The sequence below is a fragment of the Streptomyces sp. 150FB genome (genome assembly GCF_000818195.1).
In the GTDB taxonomy this organism is placed as follows: domain Bacteria; phylum Actinomycetota; class Actinomycetes; order Streptomycetales; family Streptomycetaceae; genus Streptomyces.
Genome location: NZ_JTHL01000001.1, coordinates 6,461,745 through 6,482,341, shown reverse-complemented (window position 1 = coordinate 6,482,341; position 20,597 = coordinate 6,461,745). Strand labels below are relative to the sequence as shown.

General features: G+C 70.9%; 18 protein-coding genes and 2 pseudogenes. 9 read left to right on the top strand and 11 right to left on the bottom strand.

Going from position 1 to position 20,597, the window contains the following annotated elements; all coding sequences use genetic code 11:
* On the top strand, nucleotides 1-1,123 hold a 1,123-nt coding region (locus QR77_RS28055), incomplete at its 5' end, for a C40 family peptidase (RefSeq protein WP_040024825.1).
* Nucleotides 1,124-1,149: 26 nt separating this feature from the next.
* On the opposite strand, the gene QR77_RS42430 is transcribed toward QR77_RS28055, so the two are convergent.
* The 7 genes and pseudogenes from QR77_RS42430 to QR77_RS28025 all read right to left on the bottom strand — a co-directional run bounded on the left by QR77_RS42430 (nucleotide 1,150) and on the right by QR77_RS28025 (nucleotide 8,247).
* The gene (locus tag QR77_RS42430; RefSeq protein WP_052489108.1) at nucleotides 1,150-1,647 is read right to left on the bottom strand and encodes a DUF4265 domain-containing protein; all 498 of its coding nucleotides are present in this window, start codon (nucleotides 1,645-1,647) and stop codon (nucleotides 1,150-1,152) included.
* A pseudogene (locus tag QR77_RS45385) lies at nucleotides 1,634-2,179 on the bottom strand (IS5 family transposase); the annotation flags it as partial. The gene QR77_RS42430 and the pseudogene QR77_RS45385, both read right to left, overlap by 14 nt.
* A gap of 26 nt (nucleotides 2,180-2,205) precedes the next feature.
* Nucleotides 2,206-3,444, bottom strand: a complete 1,239-nt coding sequence (locus QR77_RS28045) for a styrene monooxygenase/indole monooxygenase family protein (RefSeq protein WP_040024824.1) — start codon at nucleotides 3,442-3,444, stop codon at nucleotides 2,206-2,208.
* A 16-nt stretch (nucleotides 3,445-3,460) separates the two neighbouring features.
* Complete coding sequence (locus QR77_RS28040; protein WP_040024823.1) at nucleotides 3,461-4,162, bottom strand: ATP/GTP-binding protein; 702 nt, start codon at nucleotides 4,160-4,162, stop codon at nucleotides 3,461-3,463.
* Nucleotides 4,143-4,556 (bottom strand): DUF742 domain-containing protein, encoded by a 414-nt coding sequence (locus QR77_RS28035; protein ID WP_040024822.1) that lies wholly within the window; start codon nucleotides 4,554-4,556, stop codon nucleotides 4,143-4,145. The genes QR77_RS28040 and QR77_RS28035 overlap by 20 nt, the downstream gene beginning before the upstream one ends.
* On the bottom strand, nucleotides 4,553-5,044 hold the full coding sequence (locus tag QR77_RS28030) for a roadblock/LC7 domain-containing protein (RefSeq protein ID WP_040024821.1): 492 nt from the start codon (nucleotides 5,042-5,044) through the stop codon (nucleotides 4,553-4,555). The genes QR77_RS28035 and QR77_RS28030 overlap by 4 nt, the downstream gene beginning before the upstream one ends.
* Nucleotides 5,041-8,247 (bottom strand): nitrate- and nitrite sensing domain-containing protein, encoded by a 3,207-nt coding sequence (locus tag QR77_RS28025; protein WP_078877237.1) that lies wholly within the window; start codon nucleotides 8,245-8,247, stop codon nucleotides 5,041-5,043. Before QR77_RS28025 ends, QR77_RS28030 begins: the two co-directional genes overlap by 4 nt.
* Before the next feature lie 391 nt (nucleotides 8,248-8,638).
* Between QR77_RS28025 and QR77_RS28020 the strand changes: the two genes are divergently transcribed.
* A complete protein-coding gene (locus QR77_RS28020) occupies nucleotides 8,639-9,421 on the top strand; it encodes a protein phosphatase 2C domain-containing protein (RefSeq protein WP_040024819.1) in 783 nt (260 codons plus the stop codon).
* A gap of 98 nt (nucleotides 9,422-9,519) precedes the next feature.
* Here the strand turns inward: QR77_RS28020 and QR77_RS28015 are convergent, their stop codons facing one another.
* Entirely contained in the window at nucleotides 9,520-10,014 is a 495-nt protein-coding gene (locus QR77_RS28015; protein WP_040028786.1) for a MarR family transcriptional regulator, read from the bottom strand.
* A 218-nt stretch (nucleotides 10,015-10,232) separates the two neighbouring features.
* Between QR77_RS28015 and QR77_RS28010 the strand changes: the two genes are divergently transcribed.
* Nucleotides 10,233-11,108: a lysozyme gene (locus QR77_RS28010; RefSeq protein ID WP_040024818.1), complete on the top strand. Its 876-nt coding sequence runs from the start codon at nucleotides 10,233-10,235 to the stop codon at nucleotides 11,106-11,108.
* Nucleotides 11,109-11,301: 193 nt separating this feature from the next.
* The gene (locus QR77_RS28005) at nucleotides 11,302-11,844 is read left to right on the top strand and encodes a UTRA domain-containing protein (protein WP_040024817.1); all 543 of its coding nucleotides are present in this window, start codon (nucleotides 11,302-11,304) and stop codon (nucleotides 11,842-11,844) included.
* 115 nt (nucleotides 11,845-11,959) lie between these two features.
* Here QR77_RS28005 and lon read toward each other — a convergent pair whose 3' ends face one another.
* Entirely contained in the window at nucleotides 11,960-14,371 is a 2,412-nt protein-coding gene (gene lon, locus QR77_RS28000; protein ID WP_040024816.1) for an endopeptidase La, read from the bottom strand.
* 228 nt (nucleotides 14,372-14,599) lie between these two features.
* On the bottom strand, nucleotides 14,600-15,949 hold the full coding sequence (locus QR77_RS27995) for an MFS transporter (RefSeq protein WP_078877233.1): 1,350 nt from the start codon (nucleotides 15,947-15,949) through the stop codon (nucleotides 14,600-14,602).
* Nucleotides 15,950-16,429: 480 nt separating this feature from the next.
* Here QR77_RS27995 and QR77_RS27990 point away from each other — a divergent pair, with 480 nt between their 5' ends.
* Nucleotides 16,430-17,164 carry an SDR family oxidoreductase gene (locus QR77_RS27990; protein ID WP_040028785.1) on the top strand — a complete coding sequence of 245 codons (735 nt, stop codon included), beginning with the start codon at nucleotides 16,430-16,432 and terminating at the stop codon, nucleotides 17,162-17,164.
* Between the two features lie 85 nt (nucleotides 17,165-17,249).
* On the opposite strand, the gene QR77_RS27985 is transcribed toward QR77_RS27990, so the two are convergent.
* Nucleotides 17,250-17,624 carry a nuclear transport factor 2 family protein gene (locus QR77_RS27985; RefSeq protein ID WP_052489107.1) on the bottom strand — a complete coding sequence of 125 codons (375 nt, stop codon included), beginning with the start codon at nucleotides 17,622-17,624 and terminating at the stop codon, nucleotides 17,250-17,252.
* A gap of 178 nt (nucleotides 17,625-17,802) precedes the next feature.
* Between QR77_RS27985 and QR77_RS27980 the strand changes: the two genes are divergently transcribed.
* The 4 genes and pseudogenes from QR77_RS27980 to QR77_RS49175 all read left to right on the top strand — a co-directional run.
* On the top strand, nucleotides 17,803-18,378 hold the full coding sequence (locus QR77_RS27980) for a TetR/AcrR family transcriptional regulator (RefSeq protein WP_040024814.1): 576 nt from the start codon (nucleotides 17,803-17,805) through the stop codon (nucleotides 18,376-18,378).
* A gap of 99 nt (nucleotides 18,379-18,477) precedes the next feature.
* Nucleotides 18,478-19,587: a DUF3626 domain-containing protein gene (locus QR77_RS27975; protein ID WP_040024813.1), complete on the top strand. Its 1,110-nt coding sequence runs from the start codon at nucleotides 18,478-18,480 to the stop codon at nucleotides 19,585-19,587.
* Nucleotides 19,588-19,637: 50 nt separating this feature from the next.
* A complete protein-coding gene (locus QR77_RS27970) occupies nucleotides 19,638-20,216 on the top strand; it encodes an RNA polymerase sigma factor (RefSeq protein WP_052489106.1) in 579 nt (192 codons plus the stop codon).
* A pseudogene (locus tag QR77_RS49175) lies at nucleotides 20,213-20,597 on the top strand (zf-HC2 domain-containing protein); the annotation flags it as partial. The gene QR77_RS27970 and the pseudogene QR77_RS49175, both read left to right, overlap by 4 nt.

The following is a 20,597-nucleotide window of genomic DNA, read 5'->3' as shown; positions in this document are numbered from 1 at the left end:
CCGCCTCTACCGGCAGGCCGAGGAGGCCACCGAGGCGTACAACGCCACCGAGGTGGCCCTGACCAGGCAGCGCACCGAGACGGAGAGGCTCGGCAGGGAGGTCGTCCGGGCCCGTACCGCCCTCGTCCGCAGCCGTGCGGACGCCGGCCGACTGGCGCGGGCGCAGTACGAGGGGCAGTCGGAGCTCTCCGGTTATCTGCGGCTGCTGCTCGCTCCCGACCCGCAGCAGGCGCTGGACGAAGGCCACCTGCTCCGGCGCGCCGCGCGCGGGCGGGCCGCCACCATCGCCCGGCTGACCACCGGCGAGAAGCACGCGGACGCCCTGGCCACAGCGTCGCGCGAGGCCCTCGACACGCAGCAGGTGCTCGCGGCGAACAAGAAGAAGCTGCGCGACACGGTGACCGGGCGGCTGCGGAAGGTCGAGAAGCTGCTCGCCTCCCTCAGCAGCGAGCAGATCGCGGAGCTGGACGCGCGGGAGCGGAACGACACGGACAAGGCCCAGCGGAAGCTGATCGCCTCCGGTGCGCTTGGTGTTTCCCGTCCCAGCGGTTCCGCCCGGCCCACCAGTTCCCCCCGTTCATCTGGTTCTGCTGGTTCGTCCGGTTCCGCTGGTGCTGCTGGTGGGCAGGCCGTGCGCGCCCTCCTGCCGTCGGCGGCGGGCGCCGAGGCGCTGGAGTACGCCGTGGCGCAGATCGGTAAGCCGTACCAGTGGGGTGCGGAGGGGCCCGAGTCGTTCGACTGCTCCGGGCTGACCTCCCAGGCGTGGGCGCGCGCCGGTCTCACCGTCCCACGCACCAGTCAGGACCAGTGGCGCGTGCTGTCCAAGGTCGCGCTGGACCGGCTGCGCCCCGGTGACCTGGTGGTCTACTTCGCGAAGGCGACGCATGTGGCGATCTACCTGGGCGACGGACTGGTGATCCAGGCGCCCCGTCCCGGCAGCCGGGTGAAGGTCTCGCCGCTCGCCGCCAACCCGCTGCTCGGGGCCGTACGTCCGGACCCGGCGGCCGCGTCTCTCGTGTCGTACGCACCGCCCGTACTGCCGCCGGGCACCACCAAGGCCACCAACCGCTCGGACAGCACCGACAGCACCGACCGTGGGTACGACGCCGAGACCGCGCCTTAGAACTCCTGACGGAATGGGCGTTTGAGTCAGGAGTCGATCTCCCAGTGGAGGGCACCAGCTCGGGCGGGTGTTTCCAGCGCTTCCACGAGGGCTGCCGGGTCGGTGCTGGGTGGCAGGTCCACCGAGAGGTAGGTGCCCTGAAGCCACTCGTGTGGCAGGGCAGCTTCAACGACCTTGTCATGCAGGAGCTCGTGCAACTGGTCCCGGTCTTGGTGCTCAGCAACGAGGGCGACGCGAAGGGTCCGGTGGCCGGACTTCTGCACCACCGCAGCGACCAGGTGGTTGCTGTCGATGGTCACCACATCGTGGTAGCAGATTCCGTAGGTGAAGAAGGGCAGGCAGGCCACCTCGAACCTGTCCTCGGTGAGCTGACGGGTCCACAACTGCTCTCGCCAGCCATCCTGTCGGTCCGAGAGGTCAGCATGGATCATGAAATTGGTGGGGCCCCGGCCGATGGGGTCCTCGTGCGTGATGATGGTGATGGGGTGCCTCCCGAGCCGGATCCCGACCTCAAGATCCTGCATCAGCGCCCTCTGTTGGAACGCGGTGGGTCTTATGCAGTCGTCGCCAGCAGATGAGCCCGCATCCCAGGGTGAGGAAGGCCTCGTGGATGTCGTCGCGCATCTCCCAGCGGATGCGCAGGCGGCGAAACCAGTGCAGGTGTGCGAACGCACGCTCCACGAGCCAGCGTTGAGTGCCGAGTCCGGAGCCGTGCTCGGCGCCCCGGCGGGCGATCAGCGGTTTCACGCCGAGGTCCCAAACGAGGCGGCGGTACTTGTCGTGCTCGTAGCCGCGGCCACCGAGCACCACGTCGGGGCGGCGCCGGGGCCGGCCCGCCCTTGCCCCGCACGGGCGGTACTGCTTCAAGCAGCGGGATGAGCTGAGTGACGTCGTTGCGGTTGCCGCCGGCCAGGGTGGCGGCGAGCGGAATGCCGGTGGCGTCGGTGATCAGATGGTGCTTGCTGCCCGTCCTGCCCCGGTCGACAGGGCTTCGTCCCGTCGTGGAGCCCCCTTTAACGCCCGGATGTGGGAGCCGTCGACCGCCGGCCGGGCCACCTTGAAGATCATTTCGTTAGGAGTTCCTAGGCCGCCCGCGCCGCCTCGGCGAGGTACGCGTTTGTCTTCTCCGGCTCGTAGTAGAAGTTCTCGAAGTCGGCCGGGTCGTTGAAGCCGTTGGCGAACCGGTCCGCCACGCCTGGGAGTTGGCTCGCAGCGCCGATCAGTTTCAGGACATGCTCCGGTGGTGTGCCCAGCATGGCGTTGGTCCACTTGGTGACATGCCGGGCCGTGTCCCAGTACCGGTCGAACGTTGAGCGCATCCACGCCTCGTCGAAGGGAAGTTCGCCGCGTGACACGATCGAGTCCAGGTACGAAGCGGCGCACTTGGACGCCGAGTTGGAGCCCTGGCCGGTGATCGGGTCGTTCGCGACGACGACGTCGCCGACTCCCAGCACCAGTCCCCCGCCCGGCAGTTCGCCCACGGGGTGGCGGACGGTCGGGGCATAGCGCCCGGCCAGTGTGCCGTTGGCGTCGGTCAGCTCGACCTTGGTGGCGCGCGCGTACTCCCACGGCGTGAAGCGCTCCATCAACTCAAGGGTGAGCGACAGGTGTTCGGCCGGGTCCTTGATGCCACGGAACACGTCGAGAGGGCCGCCGGGTATGCCCTCCCAGAAGAGGATGTCCGCGCGGCCCGAGGTGGTGAGGGTCGGCGTCACGAAGAGTTCGCCGACACCCGGCACCAGATTGCAGCGGACGGCTTCACGGCGGGGGTGTTCGGGGCGCGGGCCGAGCCCGTACACGTACGCCACGGCCAGCGCGCGCTGCGGGGTCTCGTACGGTGAACGGGACGCGTCCCGGCCGAACATGGAGACCAGCTCGCCCTTGCCGGCCGAGACCAGGACCAGGTCGTACGTACGGGAGAAGTAGTCCAGGTCGGAGACGGCGGCTCCGTGGATCACCAACTGGCCCCCGCGCCGGGCGAATGTCTCCATCCAGCCGGCCATCTTGACGCGCTGGTCCACGGATTGGGCATAGCCGTCCAGCGTCCCGACCCAGTCCACGGCGCGGCCGGAGTCAGGTCCCGCGACGGAGACACCGAGGCCTTCTATCCTCGGCGCCTGCGATTCCCAGAAGGCGAGTTGGAGGTCGCGTTCGTGCTGGAGGGCGGTGCGGAACATGACTTGCGTCGACATGACGCGCCCGGTCCTGATCTCGTCCGCCGTGCGGTTGGACATCAGGGTGATCTCGTAGCCCTGGGACTGGAGCCCCAGGGCCAGTTGGAGCCCGGACTGACCGGCTCCGACGATGAGTATCTTCCGCACAGCGGTTCTCCGTTGGCTATTCGGGAGTGACATCGAGTGCGTGCCGCACCAACGCCAGCAGTGCCTCGATGGCCGTGATCCGGTCCCGCGCGTCCATGACCATCATCGGGATGTGCTCAGGGACCGCGAGAGCCTGCCGCACTTCCTTCTCGTCGAACGTCTCGGTTCCCTCGAACTGGTTGACGGCGACAAGGTACGGCAGTCCGCAGCTCTCGAAGTAGTCGAGCGCCGGAAAACACTCCGCCAGCCGCCGGGTGTCCGCCAGGATGATCGCGCCGATGGCGCCGCGCACGATGTCGTCCCACATGAACCAGAAGCGTTCCTGGCCCGGTGTGCCGAAGAGATACAGGACGAGGTCGTTGTCGAGGGTGATACGCCCGTAGTCCATCGCCACGGTGGTGGTGATCTTGTCGGGCGTCGCCGTGAGGTCGTCGGTCTCCTCACTGGCCTTCGTCATCAGCGCTTCGGTCTGGAGCGGCTCGATCTCGGAGACCGTGCCGACATAGGTCGTCTTCCCGACCCCGAAGCCTCCCGCGACCACGATCTTCGTCGCGATCGGTGCGCGCGAACGGTCGGCCTGCCAGGGCTGGAGCTTCTCCTCCTGCCTGCCCGAGCCGGCCGGATCAGCGGCATCGGCGGGATCGGCGGAGGCGGTCGGAACAGCGGAGACGACGGGAACAGCGGCGAGGCCCGAGACCTCAGAGACGGCGGAGTCCACTCAACACCCTTTCCAGCAGCGCGCGGTCGGGCTGGCCGGTGCCGTGCCCGGTCCCGTACACACGGATCTTTCCCTGGTCGGCCAGATCACTGAGAAGCACCCTGACCACCCCCAGGGGCATCTTGAGCATCGCCGAAACCTCGGCGACCGTACGCATGCGGCGGCACAGCTCGATGATGGCCCGCATCTCCGGCATGATCCGCGAGGCGGCCACACCGTCTGTCAACTCCTTGCGTTCCTCCAGCGCTTCGAGCGCCGCGACGAACGTCTCGACGAGCAGGACGTGACCGAAGCGCGTACGGCCGCCGGTGAGCGAGTACGGACGTACGCGCGCCGGCTTGCGGTCGGCTCCCCGTGTCGGCAGTCTTCGGGCCGGTTCGGAGGTGGGCGTCATCGGGCGCCCTCCATCGATTTACGTAGCTCGTCGCGGAGTTCGGGTGTCAGCGCGTGTCCGGCGCGGCCGACGAAGAGCGCCATGTGGTAGGCGACCACGCTCATGTCGCAGTCCGCCGAGGCGTGTACGCCGAGCAGCGAGCCGTCGCTGATCGCCATGACGAAGACGCTGCCCGCCTCCATGGCGACCATGGTCTGCTTGACCTCGCCGCCGTCCATCAGCTTCGCGGCGCCGATGGTGAGGCTGCCGATACCGGAGACGATGGTGGCCAGATCGGCGCTGGAACCCCTGGGTCCCTCCTGGCGCGTCGCGTCCGCCGCCTCGACCGCCTCGGCGGCCTGCTCCGGGTCGGAGGAGAGCAGCATCAGGCCGTCGGACGAGACGACGGTCACCGAGCGGACTCCTGGTACCTCCTCGACGAAGCTGTTCAACAGCCAATGCAGGTTACGGGCTTCGCTGCTCAGTCCGAATGTGCCGGTCGCGGTCAACTGCGTGCCTCCTCGACTGTCTCCCCCGTTTGATCCCTCTGGTCCCGCTGGTCCTTCTGGTCGGCTTGTCGCGTCTGTTCAACCTGCTCAACCTGCTGCGTCTCTTCGGTGAGTTCGGCCTCGACGTCGCGTCTGCCGTCCTTCGCTCCCTGGTGGAAGCCGCCGAGCCGGGCGCGCAGCGCTTCCGCGTCCACGCTGCCGGTCCGCTCTGACGAGGTGACGGCCGGCTTGGATATTTTCGGGGTGCGCTGGGGCAGCCCGTTGGTGGTGGTCTCCGGCGCCGCGGGGGCAGGGGTCGCGCGCTGCTGGGGCAGCCGCATGGTGAAGGTGTCCTGATCGGGACCGGTGGTGAGGGGTTCCCCGGTTTCCGGGGTGGGGATGGGGGTTTCCCGGGTGGGGATTTCCGGGGTGGGGTCTGGGGTGGTGCCGGTGGCGGTGGTGCCGCTGGTGGCAGCGGTGTCCGGTTCGCCGTCCGGGGTGCGCTCGTGGGTGTCGGGCCCGATGGCGTACGGGGTGGGGAGCGCGGTGTCCGGTACGGCGGGCTGTGCGGTCGGTGCCGGTGCCACTCGCTTGGGCAGGGGCTCGGGCTGCGGCTCCGGCTGGGGCAGTTCGTCCGCCTGCTCCTGGGCCTCGGCTTCCTGTGCCTCGGTTGCCTGGATCGAGCGTTCCGCCGCTGCCACCAGCGGGTCCACGCCGGAGTCGCCCCGGCCCGGCAGCGCGTTCGAGTTGGCCTCCGCCACCGAGCCGGGCAGCGTGAACGCGGGCGCCGCTCCCGCCGTCCGCGCCTGGTGCACGGCGACGGGCGGGGAGGTCGGCAGCAGCGCCTCCGGGAGTACGACGACAGCGGCGAGGCCGCCGTCCTGGTGCTCGCGCAGCTCGATCCGTACGCCGTGGCGCGCCGCGAGCAACCCCGCGACGCGCAGGCCGAGACCCTCGCTCTCCGCTCCGTACGGGCGCTGCTGCCGCTTCTTCTTGCGGGCCTTCTGGCTCTTCTTCTCGGCGTTCCCGGTGTTGGCGGGGTTCCCGGTGTTGGCGGGGTTCGCGGCGTCCGCGTTCTTCTGGTCCTTGCCGGACGCGGTGTCCTCCGCGTCCTCCGGGCCCGCCAGCCGCGCGTTGGCCTCCGCCAGCCGTTCGGCCGACATGCCGATGCCCTGGTCCTCGACGGAGAGCATCACCTCGCCGCTCTCCAGCAGCCAGCCCGAGAGCTGCACCTGCGCGTCGGGCGGCGAGAAGGACGTCGCGTTCTCCAGGAGTTCGGCGACGAGGTGGCTGAGGTCGTCGGCGGCGAAGCCGACCACCTGTGCGTGCGGCGGCAGGGACTGGATCGTGACCCGCTCGTACCGCTCGATCTCGCTCACGGCCGCGCGCAGGACGTCCACGAGCGGGACCGGGCCCGTGGGGCTGTGTCCGTGTTCGTGGTCGGCGAGGACCAGCAGGTTCTCGCTGTGGCGGCGTATGACGGTGGCCATGTGGTCGAGCTTGAAGAGGACGTCCAGCCGCTCCGGGTCCTGCTCGCGCTCCTCCAGCCCCTCGATGACGCCGAGTTGGCGGTCCACGAGGCCGAGGGTACGCAGCGACAGGTTGACGAAGGTGTGGTGGACGGTGTGCCGGAGCTGTTCGAGCTGGGCGGTGATGGCGGCCGTCTGCTGCTGGAGTTCGCCGCGGTGCTCGACGACCTTCTCGCGCGCGCCGATCAGGTCGGAGCGGTCGGTGTCCAACTGCTCGGCGCGGGTTGAGAGTTCGAGGAGCTTGCCGTGGAGGGTGTTGAGGGACCTGACGACCTGCGCGAACTCGTCGTTACGGCCGGTGAAGCGCACCGGCTCCTCGTGCTGCGGGTCGGCGGACAGCCGGGCCGCTCCGATGCGCAGGACGGCGAGCGGCCTGGTGAGCGTACGGGAGAAGGCCGTTGTCACCCCGATGGCGATCAGCAGGCAGCCGCCGAGCAGCGCGATGCGCAGTTCGAGGGTGGTGACCGTGTCGTCCCGCAGCGTGGTGAGCCGTGCGAGCTGGGCGGCGCCGAGGCCGGACTCGACGCCGCGCATCTGGTCGATACGGGCGGAGAGCGCGGCGTCGACCTTGTCCGGGTCGGTCTCCCGGTCGGAGTCGGAGAGTTGGGGTTCGTCGACGAGCCGGTTCAGGTAGCCCTCGGCGGCCTTGACGTCCGGACCGGTGACGGTGTTGGCGAGGGAGTCGCGCGCCCGGGGTTCGGCCGTCTCGTCGAAGTCGGCGAGCGCGGAGAGTTCCCGTACGTGGGCCTGCTGGGCGGCGGCGCTGAGGGCGTCGCGGGTCTTGTCGTCCTTCTCACTGCCGCCGCCCTGGGTGCTGACGGGAAGTCCGCTGACCGGGTCGAACTGCGGTCCTGCGCCGCCGGGCACGGCCAGCGCCGCCAGCAGCAGGCCCCGGGTCGCGGAGGCCTGGTCGACCGCGCGGTCCAGGGCGGCGGGTGCGCGGGAGCCGTCGGCGGCGCCGGCCGGGGTCTTCTCGGCGAGTTCGTCGGCGAGGGCGTGCAGCTTGGCTATGACGTCGGAGTACGCGCGGTACGCGTCGAGCGCCGAGCCCTTGCCCGTGAGGGCGGTGCGGCGGATGGTGGGGACCGTGGCGAGGTCCTGTACGAGCCCGGCGGGCGCGGTGGCGCGGATCTCGTCGATCTGCCGGTCGACGCGGGTGCTGGGGTTGTCGTCCGCCTGCTGGTCGGCGGAGCTGTTCTTGCCGCCCTTGCCGGCCTTGCCGCCCTTGTCGCCCTTGTCGGACGTATCGCCGTTGGTGCCGCTGGTGCTGCTGTTGGCGCTGCTGCTCTCGGTACTTGTGCTGCCGTCGCCGCCGTCACCGCTGTCGCGGCCGGCCGCGATGGTCACGACGACGTCGTCGCGTTCGTCCGCGAGGGAGTGGGCGAGCGTGACCGCCTGACGGTTCAACTCCGCGAGCGTGACCAGCCGCTGGGCGTCCGTAAGGTCGGCGGAGACCCGCAGCACGCCGGGGGCGCCCGCGCCGATGACGGTGATTCCGACCACGGCGACGCCGGCGATCAGGCGGTTGCGTACCCGCGCACGGCGTCCTCCCGGGACCTCGGCCGGAGCCCCCGGGGTTCTCACGAGCGCGGTGGCCGCAGGTCCCTTGACGCCGGACTTCTGGGGCTCAGCCGGAGATTCGTGGTGTCCGCCGCTGTTGCCCCGAGGCCGCTTCTTCTGCACCGGTGCTCGCATTCTTGATCTTGACTCGTCCGCCCATGAAGCAGAGGTGACGACGGGTCACAACAATGAAGCCCCACCCCTGGTACGGCTTCCGACCATTCCAGCGCTTTTTTGAAGGGGAGCGCGCATCGGCCGCTCCGCCACTTGAACGAGTGAACCCCACAGAGGAGTTGACGAACAACTCCACCTGGCCCTGGCCGCCGGAATATGACGGGCCCCGGGTGGACCTTACGGGCGCGCTTTGGCAGGATGCCCGCCCGCACCTTCCCCGCATTGATCATTCTGCCTATCTGTCCCGTCTGACCTGCCGGTATAGGCCAATCGGAAGGCCACAGTCAGGCCACAGCCAGTCCATTGCCCGGCCGTCGGCCGAGCCGTGGCCGGATCATGCAGACTGGCTTTTATGCGCATCGAACTGGCCACCGCACCCGGCACCTCCGAACGCCCCAACGAGGACTGGACATCAGTGACCTTGCCGTCGGCGGGCGAGGGCGGGGTCCTGATCGTCCTGGACGGCGTGACACCGCCGGCGGGCGACGACGGATGCGTCCACGGAGTGCCCTGGTTCACCGCCCGGCTGGGCGGCGCGCTGACCGAACTGGCCGGTTCACGACGCGATATGACACTCCAAGAGGTATTGGCCGCATCGGTTCTGCGCACCGCAAACATGCACCGAGAGACCTGTGACCTTTCTCACGTGCGCACCCCTCAGGCGACGGTGGTCATGGCGCGCTGGAATTCGGACGCCCTCGAACACCTGGTGCTGTCCGATTCGACGCTCCTGCTGGAGTCCCCGGACGGCAAAGTACGGCCCGTCCTCGACGACCGGCTCGACCGCATCCCCCGCGAGGTCCGCCGCGCCGTCGCCACGACGGACGCGCTGCGGAACGCCGAGGGCGGCTTCTTCACCGCCGCCGCGGACCCGGAGGTCGCGGCGAAGGCGGTCACGGGGCGTACGCCCGCGTCCGACGTGCGCGCGGCGCTGGCGCTCACGGACGGCGCCGCCCGGTGGGTGGAGGTGTTCCGGGAGGGCGGCTGGGCGGACTGCCTGGCGCTCGTACGCGAGCACGGCCCGCAGGAGCTGATCGACCGGGTACGGGCGGCGGAGTCGGCCGACCCGGACGGCGTGGCGTTCCGCCGGGGCAAGACGCGGGACGACGCGACGGCGACGTACGTGGAGCTGTGAGGCACGTAAAGCTGTACGCGGCGCAGCCGTGACGTGCAGCCGTGACGTACGGCGGCGCGCCCGCACCCCGACCCCGCCGCCGGGGCCATCGGCGACCGTCACATCTCGGCGCGGGCGTTCAGGTGGTGCAGCAGCCGGGCCAGCTCGGAGACCTCGCCGCGGTCCCAGTCGGCCAGCTTCTGCACGTACAGCTCGCGGCGCGCGTCCCGTACCCGCTGGAAGCGGGCGAGGCCCTCGTCGGTCAGCCGCACCAGGGAGGCGCGCCCGTCGGCGGGGTCGGGCTCGCGGGTGACGAGGCCCAGCTCCTCCAGGGCGCGGAGCTGGCGGCTCATCGTCGCCTTCCCGACCCCGAAGTAGCCGGACAGCTCGGTGGCCCGCTGGCAGGAGGTCTCCTCCAGCCGTACGAGCAGCCCGTAGGCGGCCGGTTCCAGCTCCGGGTGGACCTCGCGGGCCATTTCACCGGAATTGGCTCTGGCGCGGCGCAGGAAGACGGCCAGTTCCCTCTCCAGGGCGAGGAATTCGTGGTCCACACCACTTCCGACACCGCTCCCGCAAGTGGGGCCCGGTTCATTTGCCGTACCGCTCCCGTGCACGTCAGCACCCATCGCGCGCTTTCCCGATCCTGAAAGTTTCTTTCACCGGCGGCCATTACCGCAGCTCCACCATTATTTCGCAGGTGTAGTCCAACGGCGGAAGCCCGGGTCCCTTCCATCATGCGGGTCTACGTGCGTAGCGTCACTGCCACTTGTCAGTAGCACGACAAGTCGCAAGGTCATGAGATCCCCCCACCGAGATCTTCGGAGGCACGAACATGCCCGCGCACAGATCCGGCACAACCGGCCGTTCGCTCTTCGCCGCAGCCGCCGCACTCACCGCCACGCTCGCGCTCCTCTTCACCCTGCCGGGCGCGGCGAACGCGTCCGACACGTCCGACGCGGCAGCCACCGCACCCGCCGCCCCCGCCGCCCCACCGGCGCGGGGCACCGCCTACATGGGGATGGGCGTCGTGGCACACGACGGCCAGGGCGCGCTGCCCAAGGACAGCCGTTCCGCCCTCGCCACCCAGACCGAGGGTGTGGACGTCGCCAGCTACCAGGGCAGTGTCAACTGGGCCGCGCTGTGGAGCAGCGGCGTGAAGTGGGCCTACACGAAGGCCACGGAGGGCACCTCCTACAAGAACCCCTCCTTCGCGCAGCAGTACAACGGCTCGTACGGCGTGGGCATGGTGCGCGGCGCGTACCACTTCGGGCTCCCCGACAACTCGACGGGCGCCGCCCAGGCGAACTACTTCGCGGACAACGGCGGGGCCTGGTCGCGCGACGGCAGGACGCTGCCGGGTGTGCTGGACATCGAGTGGAACCCGTACGGCGACGCCTGCTACGGCAAGACGGACGCGCAGATGGTGACCTGGATCCGTGACTTCCTGAACACGTACAAGTCCCGGACCGGCCGTGACGCCGTGATCTACACGGCCACGAGCTGGTGGACCGACTGCACCGCCAACTACGCGGGCTTCGGCGCGACGAACCCGCTGTGGATCGCGCGCTACAGCTCGACGGTCGGCGCGCTCCCGGCGGGCTGGGGCGTGCAGACGATCTGGCAGTACACCTCGACGGGCGCGACGGTGGGCGACCACAACAGGTTCAACGGCGCGCTGGACAGGGTGGTGGCACTGGCGAACGGCTGACGGCCGCCGCGCGGAGGGCCTCGCGGCGCGCGGAGGGCCTCGCGGCGCGCGGAGGCGGAGGCGGAGCGGCGTTCTCGTCCTCCGCCTCCGCGCGTCGCTACAGCAGAGGCCGCGCGAGTGACTCGCCTACGGTGTGAGGCAGCGGGGCCGAGTCACTCGCCGAGTCATTCCACCGCCGGCGCAGGAGGCCGTCGTGAGCGCCAGCCAGTGGGTCAGCACCTCGATGCCGTACCTGACACCGCGGGACAAGGGGCAGCCCGACGCATGGGGCGCCGAGCCGGCAGCGCGCGGGCGGCGCGGCAGTCAGCGCATCGTCTCCGCCGGGGAGGTCCCGGCGCCGGCCGAGGTCGCGGAACTGCTGGGGGTCGGCGCGGGAGACGCCGTGGTCGTCCGTCGGCGGATGATGTATCTCGACGATGTGGCCTGCGAGTTGACGGACACCTACTACCCGGCGGCCATCGCGCTGGGCACACCTCTCGGGGCGACGGCGAAGATCCGGGGCGGCGCTGTGACGCTGCTCGCCGAGCTGGGGTACGTGGGGGTACGGGTCCGAGAGGACGTGATCGCGCGTATGCCCGGCGACGAGGAGCGGGCGGCCCTGCGTACCGAGCCGGACGAGCCGGTGCTGTGCCTGACACGCGTCACGTTCGACGCCGAGGACCGGCCGATCCAGGTCGATCTGATGACCATGCCGGCCCGCCTCCAACGGCTGCGCTACGAGATCAGCATCGGATGACAGCCCCGGGCGCGGCGGGCGTACGGCAGCCAGGCGCGCGGCGAAGCGGCCGTATCCGGAACCTTCGTTCCGGATACGGCCGCTCGCTTCGGGCGTCAGGCGCGGGTCGGAGGCGTCAGGCCGCTGCCTTGACCAGGACGTCCGCCGGGGACAGGGCGATCTCCAGGACCTGGCGGACATCCGTCACCGGGTGGACCTCCAGCTTGTCCAGGATCTCCGACGGGACGTCGTCCAGATCCGCCTCGTTGCGCTTCGGGATCACCACTGTGGTGATGCCCGCCCGGTGCGCGGCCAGCAGCTTCTGCTTCAGGCCGCCGATGGGCAGCACACGCCCGGTCAGCGAGACCTCGCCGGTCATGGCGACATCCGTACGGACCTGGCGTCCGCTCAGCAGCGAGGCCAGCGCCGTCGTCATCGTGATACCGGCGCTCGGGCCGTCCTTCGGGACCGCGCCCGCCGGGAAGTGGATGTGGACTCCACGTTCCTTGAGGTCGGCCACCGGCAGCTCCAGTTCGGCGCCGCGCGAGCGGAGGAAGGAGAGTGCGATCTGCGCCGACTCCTTCATGACGTCGCCGAGCTGACCGGTGAGGGTCAGGCCCGAGCCGCCCGTCTCCGGGTCGGCTAGCGACGCCTCCACGAAGAGGACGTCGCCGCCCGCTCCGGTGACCGCGAGGCCCGTCGCCACGCCCGGCACCGCCGTGCGGCGCTCCGCCGGGTCCTGTGCGGACTCGGGGACGTGGTGCGGCCGGCCGATCAGGCCGCGCAGGTTGTCGGCGCCGAGCGTGAACGGCAGTTCACGTCCGCCGAGTTCGTGCTCGGCAGCGACCTTGCGAAGCAGCCTGGCGATCTCGCGCTCCAGGTTTCGTACGCCCGCCTCACGGGTGTACTCGCCCGCCAGGCGGCGCAGTGCCTCGTCCTGGATGGTGACTTCGCCGGGCTCCAGTCCCGCGCGCTCCAACTGCCTGGGGAGCAGGTGGTCGCGGGCGATGACGATCTTCTCGTCCTCGGTGTAGCCGTCGAGGCGCACCAGTTCCATACGGTCGAGCAGCGCCTCGGGGATGGCTTCGAGGACGTTCGCCGTGGCGAGGAACACCACGTCGGAGAGGTCGAGTTCGACCTCCAGGTAGTGGTCACGGAACGTGTGGTTCTGTGCCGGGTCCAGGACTTCGAGCAGCGCGGCCGCCGGGTCGCCCCGGAAGTCGGAGCCGACCTTGTCGATCTCGTCGAGCAGGACGACCGGGTTCATCGAACCGGCTTCCTTGATCGCCCGCACGATACGGCCCGGCAGGGCGCCGACGTACGTACGCCGGTGTCCGCGGATCTCCGCCTCGTCCCGTACGCCGCCGAGCGCGACGCGGACGAACTTGCGTCCCATCGCGTGCGCGACGGACTCGCCCAGCGAGGTCTTGCCGACGCCGGGAGGGCCCACCAGGGCGAGGACGGCGCCGCCGCGGCGGCCGCCGACCACACCGAGGCCGCGATCGGCGCGGCGCTTGCGTACGGCCAGGTATTCGGTGATGCGTTCCTTCACGTCCTCCAGGCCCGCGTGCTCGGCGTCGAGGACGGACTGGGCGCCCTTGATGTCGTACGAGTCCTGTGTGCGCTCGCTCCACGGAAGTTCGAGGACGGTGTCGAGCCAGGTCCGGATCCAGGAGCCCTCGGGGCTCTGGTCGGAGGCGCGCTCCAGCTTCTCGACCTCCTTGAGCGCGGCTTCCCGCACCTTCTCCGGGAGGTCGGCGGCCTCGACGCGCGTCCGGTAGTCGTCGGACTCGTCCTCGTCGCCCTCGCCGTTGATGTCGCGCAGTTCCCTGCGTACGGCTTCGAGCTGGCGCCGCAGCAGGAACTCACGCTGCTGCTTGTCGACGCCTTCCTGGACGTCCTTGGCGATGGACTCGGCGACGTCCTGCTCGGCGAGGTGTTCCCTGAGCTGGTCGGTGGCGAGCTTCAGACGGGCCACCGGGTCGGTGGTGTCCAGCAGCTCGACCTTCTGGGCGGTGGAGAGGAACGGTGAGTAGCCCGCGTTGTCGGCGAGCTGCGACACGTCGTCGATCTGCTGCACGCGGTCGACGACCTGCCAGGCACCGCGCTTCTTCAGCCAGTCGGTGGCGAGCGCCTTGTATTCCTTGATCAGGTCGGTCACCGAACCGGGCAGCGGGTCGGGAGTGATCTCGTCGACAGGAATGCCTTCGACCCAGAGAGCGGCGCCGGGGCCGCTCGTACCCGCGCCGATCTGTACGCGGCTACGGCCGCGGATCAGCGCGCCGGGGTCTCCGTCGGAGAGCCTGCCGACCTGCTCGACGGTCCCGAGCACGCCGTTGGCGGCGTAGGCCCCGTCGATGCGCGGCACGAGCAGCACCTTGGGCTTTCCGGCCCCGCTCCCGGCCGCACCGGCGGCCGCCTGAGCGGCCTCCACAGCGGCGCGGACCTCGGCGTCGGACAGGTCCAGAGGCACGACCATGCCAGGCAGCACGACCTCGTCGTCGAGCGGCAGCACGGGAAGCGTGAGCGGTGTGGACATGGTGGCCATGATCTCCCCTTCGGCAGTCAAGTTGAGCTATACCGACTCAATGCATGTGAGCCCCCGGATGTTCCCCTGGCGGCGTTCGCCCTGAGCGATCAGGGACGGAGCGGCCTGCCGCGTCGAATCGTGAGGAGTGCAGCGTTGAGGCGCGGCTGATAATTCCGGTAGGTCACCAATAGTCCGGAGCCAGGCCATCAACGGTCCGGCACAGTCAGGCCACCAACGGTCCGGGAATCAGGTCTTCAACGGTCCGGAACCCGGGAGATCCCGTCCCAGCCGGGCGAGTGGGGACAGCGCCATCAGTACGGGGGACAGCACCATGCCCGCGGCCGTCACCAGGAGGCTGGTGCGGAGCCCCCACTCCTGCGCGAGGAATCCGCCGAGCAGCGAGCCGAGCGGGGTCAGCCCCATGCCGACGAACGTGATCGTCGCGGCCGCGCGGCCCTGCATCCCGTCCGGGGTGACGGCCTGCCGGACGGCCATGACCGTGACGTTCACGAGCTGGCCGCCGGCCCCGAACACGAAGCTGACCGCGAGGAGCGCGGGAACCGTCACGGCGGAGGAGCCGTGCAGGGCGGGCACGCACAGGAACGCGCCGTCGCCGAGTGCCGCCGCACAGACGAGCACCGCGCCGTAACCGAACCGGCTCGGCAGCCGGGCTGCGAGCATCGAGCCCAGAAGCGCGCCCGGTCCCGTCGCCGCGAGCGCCAGGCCGACGGCGGCGCCCGACAGGTGCAGTTCTCGCGGCAGGAAGAGCAGATAGACGGTCATCACGGCCGCGAAGGAGAACTGGAAGGCGGCCGAGGCCAGACACACGGTCCGCAGCGCGGTGTCGCCGACGACGAAACGAAGGCCCTCATGGATCCGCCGCCATACCCGAACGGGACGCTCCGAGCGCTCCGGGATCGATTCGGGCCGGCGGATCCGTCGTACGGACAGGACCGACAGTACGAAGAACAGCGCGCCGGAGGCGGCAGCGACCGGCGCCGACAGCAGGGACACCAACGCGCCGCCGAGGGCGGGGCCGCCGATCTGGGCGGCCGACCGGCTGCCTTCGAGCGCGCTGTTGCCCCGTACCAACTGATCGCGTCTCACCAGCCGTACGAGAGACGCCTGATAGGCCACGTCGAAGAACACCGACAGCGCCCCGACGACGAGGGCGACCACGAACAGCTCGGGCAGGCCGAGCCGGCCGAGGAGGCCCGCCACGGCGGCGGCGCCCAGTGTCAGGGCCCGGCCGACGTCCGTCAGCACCATCACCGTACGGGTGCGCCACCTGTCCACCCACGCGCCGACGAAGAGCGAGAGCAGCAGGATCGGCGCCTGCCCCACCGCGCGCAGGACGCCCAACTCGCCGGGGCCGGCGTTGAGCGTCAGGACGGCGAAGAGCGGCAGAACCACCAGGCTTGCCTGTTCGCCGAGTTGGGAGGCTGTCTGGCCCACCCAGAGCCTGCGGAAGTCGCCGTCCCGCCAGAGGCTCGACGGACTCGACGGACTCGACGGAGCAGGGCGACCGGAATCGGATTCGGCGGAGGAAGAGGACGAGGATTCGGATGCGGATGGGGACGAGGATGCGGACGGCACGGGGATCCCTCGGATTGCCGACAACGAGGCCCGCCACCGGGCACACGGAAAGTGCGCCGGCGGTTCAGGCAGGGGAAGGCTCGCTGTGCCGCACCATCGAGGCAGCACGCGATGACAGGCCGATCACGGCCTACAACGTCAACGCGCGCTCGGACGACCGACCATGTCTTCGCTCCTCGTGGATCACTCGCGGGCCCCGAACACTAGCCCTCGGCGGCTCGCCGCGAAAGGCGATTGCGGGCCGTGCCGGACGGCCGGACTCCGGCCCGGCGGGGCTTCGCCGCGGTCCCGGGCCGCGGTCCCGGATCGTGGCGTCGACGCCACCGCCGTCCGCGTAAAAGCGCTTGCCGTACCGGCGCCGGTCATGGACGATCCCGGGTCGTGACGACACCTCCCGGTCAAGGCCCGCCCGACCCCGACCGTGCCTCTTCCTCCGCCCGCCCGTCCTCCGTCCGCCCGTCTTCCACCCGCCCGCTCGCGCTGATCACCGGCGTGGGCCGCACCGTCGGCATCGGCGCCGGAATCGCCCGCCGGCTGGCGGCATCGGGCTGGGACATCGCCTTCACCCACTGGACGCCCTACGACGAACGCATGTCCTGGGGCAGCGAGCCCGGGGCGACCGAGGCGATCACTCGCACCCTTGTCGAGCGCGGTGCGGCCACCACGGCGATCGAGGCGGACCTCGCCGACCCCGATGCTCCGGCGCGGATCTTCGACGAGGTCGAACAGAAGCTGGGCGGCGTCACGGCTCTGGTGATGTGCCACTGCGAGTCGGTCGACTCCGGCCTGCTCGACACCACCGTCGAGAGCTTCGACCGGCACTTCACCATCAACGCGCGGGCCACCTGGCTGCTGATCCGCGAACACGGACGCCGCTTCGCAGCGGCCCCGGGAACCGGCCGGATCATCAGCCTCACCAGCGATCACACGGTAGGCAACATGCCCTACGGCGCGAGCAAGGGCGCCATGGACCGCATCACCCTCGCCGCCGCCCGCGAACTCGCCCACCTCGGCATGACGGCCAACGCCGTCAACCCCGGCCCGGTCGACACCGGATGGATGTCCGAGGAGGTACGGGCGACCTGCCTGCGCGGCACCCCCCTCGGCCGTCTCGGCACACCGCAGGACACCGCGCACCTCGTGGATTTCCTGTGCTCCCCGGAGGGTCAGTGGATCAACGGCCAGCTCCTGATGAGCAACGGCGGTCTCGGCTGAGACGTGTACGCCGCCGAGACGTGTACGCCGCACGGCACGGGCACCGCGCGGCCTCAGTCCCTGTCCTGCGGACTACGCGGCGGACCTACGCGGCGGACGCCGCCAGGGCCGCGTGGTTGTGGAAGTCGCGGGTGGAGACGATCAGGCCGTCGCGCACCCTGAGCCGCTGGATGTTCGCCACGTCCACGGCACTTCCGGTGGCCGTGACCCGGCCCCGGTAGTTCCACTCGGCGACGATCACCTTGGGGTCGGTGGTCTCGTGCACCACGATGTCGTGCGCGGAGAAGGAGATCGGGCCGCCCAGGGCGGCGTCGAAGTGTGCGGCGATCTCCGCGCGGCCCCGGAGGCGGACCGGGGCGGGGAGCGCGAAGGGGATGTCGACCACGGCGTCCTCGGCGTAGAGGCTCGCGAGGCGTTCCCACTCGCCCGCCGTGATGCCGCTCAGCAGCGTCTCGAACACTTCACGCGGCGTGAGCGCTGGTGCGGGAGTGGCAGTAGGTGAGGGTGAGGGTGAGGGTGAGGGTGAGGTTGTTTCGGACATGAGGGTCCCCCTGGAGGCATAGAATCGGAGTCGTGACTCCGATTAGACGATACGGACTGACCACTCCGCTTGTCCAGGTGCCGGACGGCGGCCGCCCATGACCTCCCCGGCCAGGAAGCCGCTGCGCGCCGACGCCCTCCGTAACCGGGAGCGGCTGCTCCAGGTCGCCGACGAGGTGTTCGCGAGCAAGGGCACCGACGTCTCCACCGAGGAGATCGCGCGGGCCGCCGGAGTCGGTATCGGTACGCTCTTCCGGCACTTCCCCGCCAAGGAGGACCTGCTCGAAGCGGTCTTCGTACGGCGGCTGGCGATGGTGGCCGAGCAGGCGCGCGCCCTGGTCGCCACCGGCGATCCCGGCGAGGCTCTCTTCGGCTTCTTCTCCCTCGCCGTGAGCGAGTCGTCGGCCAAGAACGCGCTGGCCGAGGCGTTGGAGGAGGCGGGCGTGAACGTCCGGGTCGCCGGTTCCGCCGTGGGACAGGAGGTGCGGGAGGCGCTCGGGGAACTGCTCGCCGGGGCCCAGCGCGCGGGCGCGGTCCGGGACGACATCGGCGTGCTGGAGCTTCAGGCGCTGCTCGTCGGCGCGTCGAGGGCTGCCCAGTTCGCGGGCGACGGCCCTTCGGTCCGGGCGCGCACCCTGGCGGTGACGCTCGACGGGCTACGGCCGCGCGGCTGACGCCCGTACGCGGCTCCCTCCCCCGGTTGCGACCCGCCGCTGCGACCCGCCGCCGAAACGGGGTTGCCGCCCGCGAGCGCGCCCCCCGATACTCCACCGATGAACAGCCTCCGGACCGCCCTCACCACGGCCCAGCACGCCGCCCTGTGCCATCTGCGCGCCCGGGGAGCCGCTGGGTACGAGGACGCCGTCGCCCGGATCGGTGCGAGCACCCGTAAGGCCGCCGACCAGCGACACGAGCGCGGCATCGGCGAGCGGGCCGGACGGGAGGCCGCCGACGCGCTCGTGTCCCTGGTCGGCGACCACGCGCGCATCACCCTCAACTTCCACCCCGACCGGCTCCTCGCCGACGGCCTGACCGTGGCCGAGTCCCTGTCGCTGGACGGGCGTTACCGCAGCCAGTACGAGACGGGGCTGTCCAACGGCAGCCGTACCGCCGTCCCCGGCGGCCTCAGGGACGACTGGGAGCTGGCGCTCTTCGGCGGCGCGTACCACGCCGACGGCGTACGGGCCTCGGACCGGCCCAAGTACGGCGCCCTGAACGTGTACGCCCACCCCGACGGCGCCTCCCCGCGCTTCGGTTCCTGCCATGTCCGGCTGCGCCCCGAGGTCAGCCACCGGTCGACGTTCTGCCACGGCGGCAGCCAGGAGGGCCCCGCCGACGTGGGCACGATCGACGCGTTCGCCTGCGTACTGGCCGGGCTGCTGGAGGAGGACCCGTGCGCCGCCGACATCGTCGGGCAGCTCCCGTACGCGGCCCCCGGCGCGGTCCCCGGCCATCTCAACGGCCGGAAGCTGGACGAGTTCGTCGAGGCGCAGGTCCACGGCGACATCGACCTCGCGGCCGACGCCGAGGCGCTCGTCCTCGACCCGTCGTTCCGCGACACGGAGACCGGACGGCTGCTGACCGCGCTCGCCCGGCGCTGCGGGATCGAGGTCGAGTGGCACGCCGGTTTCGTGCTGGCCCCCGAGGAGGTCGACGCGGAGTTCCGGGGGCCCGTGATGGTGCCGCTGGCCGCGCGGATCTGCTCCTCGTACGCGCCCACCGGCATGCTCGACGCCGAGGTCCTCGGACACGCCGCAGCCTCGGCCGTACGGGAGCCGGAGGCGTGGGCGGACTGGGGGACGCGGGACGAAGTGCTCCAGTACGTCAAGCAGTTGTGGCACGTACTGGTGCGCTACGGACACCCGGGCCCCACGAGCGTATGAACCTGCCCTCGGCGTGAACCGGGCCCGCCCCCGCGGGCGATAGACAGTTCGTGAGACTGTTCCGCCCCTCGTGGGCACAACGGGACGACGCCGCGCTGCTGCGCGCCGTCGCAAGGGGCGACGCCGAGGCGCTGGCCGCCCTCTACGACCGGCACGCGGGCTGGCTGCACGCGCGGCTGACCAGGCGGTGCGCCGACCCCGAGACCGTGGCCGAGGTCCTCCAGGACACGTTTGTGGCCGTGTGGCGCTCGGCGTCGGCGCACCGCGGCGGGGAGGCGGGCGGCTGGCTGTGGGTGATAGCCGCGCGGCGGCTGGTCGACGCGCTGCGGACCCGGTCACGCGCGGAGCGGGTCGGTGCGGGGTACGAGGAGCAGCCGGCCCCCGAGCCGTCGGCCGAGGAACGTGTCCTGGCGGGGCTGGAGTTCGGGGACGTGGGTGCCGCCCTCGACCGGATCTCCCCGGAGTTGCGCGAGGTACTGCGTGCCACGGTCGTGGACGGGCTGACCACCCGTGAGACCGCGCAGGTACTCGGCATCCCGGAAGGCACTGTCAAAACCCGGGCGATGCGCGCCCGCAGGGAGCTACGGGTGGAACTCGGCCGGATCGCTTCGCTGGGAGGCACAGCATGACGCCGTGGCATGTGAGTGAGGACCTCGCGCAGCGGTACGCGTCGAACGCGGCCCCCGAACCCGACGCCTGGTCGCTGGAGAAGCACGTCGAGTCGTGCGGGTCGTGCGCGGTACGGGTGTCGGCGGCGGTACGGAGGGGCGCCGCCGGACCCGTACTGGCCGACATCCGGACGGCCGTGCTGGCGGCCACCCCGAAACATGTCGCGCAACCCGTCGCGCAAGCCGTCGCGCGACCCGCCCCGAAGGCCGCCCCGAAGCCCCGGATCGGATTCTTGGCCCGCGCCCTCTGGTCGGCGGGTCCCGCGCTGCGCGGCTCCTGGCTGGTGGCGCTGGTGGTGGTCGCGGCCGGGGCGCTCGCCCTCGGGTACGGCGCCGGGTTCG

Excerpts from the sequence above, each read along its gene's own strand:
- QR77_RS42430 (WP_052489108.1), bottom strand. The coding sequence starts at position 1,647 with ATGCAGGATCTTGAGGTCGGGATCCGGCTCGGGAGGCACCCCATCACC.
- QR77_RS28035 (WP_040024822.1), bottom strand. The coding sequence starts at position 4,556 with ATGACGCCCACCTCCGAACCGGCCCGAAGACTGCCGACACGGGGAGCC.
- QR77_RS28025 (WP_078877237.1), bottom strand. The coding sequence starts at position 8,247 with ATGCGAGCACCGGTGCAGAAGAAGCGGCCTCGGGGCAACAGCGGCGGA.
- QR77_RS28020 (WP_040024819.1), top strand. The coding sequence starts at position 8,639 with ATGCGCATCGAACTGGCCACCGCACCCGGCACCTCCGAACGCCCCAAC.
- QR77_RS28010 (WP_040024818.1), top strand. The coding sequence starts at position 10,233 with ATGCCCGCGCACAGATCCGGCACAACCGGCCGTTCGCTCTTCGCCGCA.
- lon (WP_040024816.1), bottom strand. The coding sequence starts at position 14,371 with ATGGCCACCATGTCCACACCGCTCACGCTTCCCGTGCTGCCGCTCGAC.
- QR77_RS27980 (WP_040024814.1), top strand. The coding sequence starts at position 17,803 with ATGACCTCCCCGGCCAGGAAGCCGCTGCGCGCCGACGCCCTCCGTAAC.
- QR77_RS27975 (WP_040024813.1), top strand. The coding sequence starts at position 18,478 with ATGAACAGCCTCCGGACCGCCCTCACCACGGCCCAGCACGCCGCCCTG.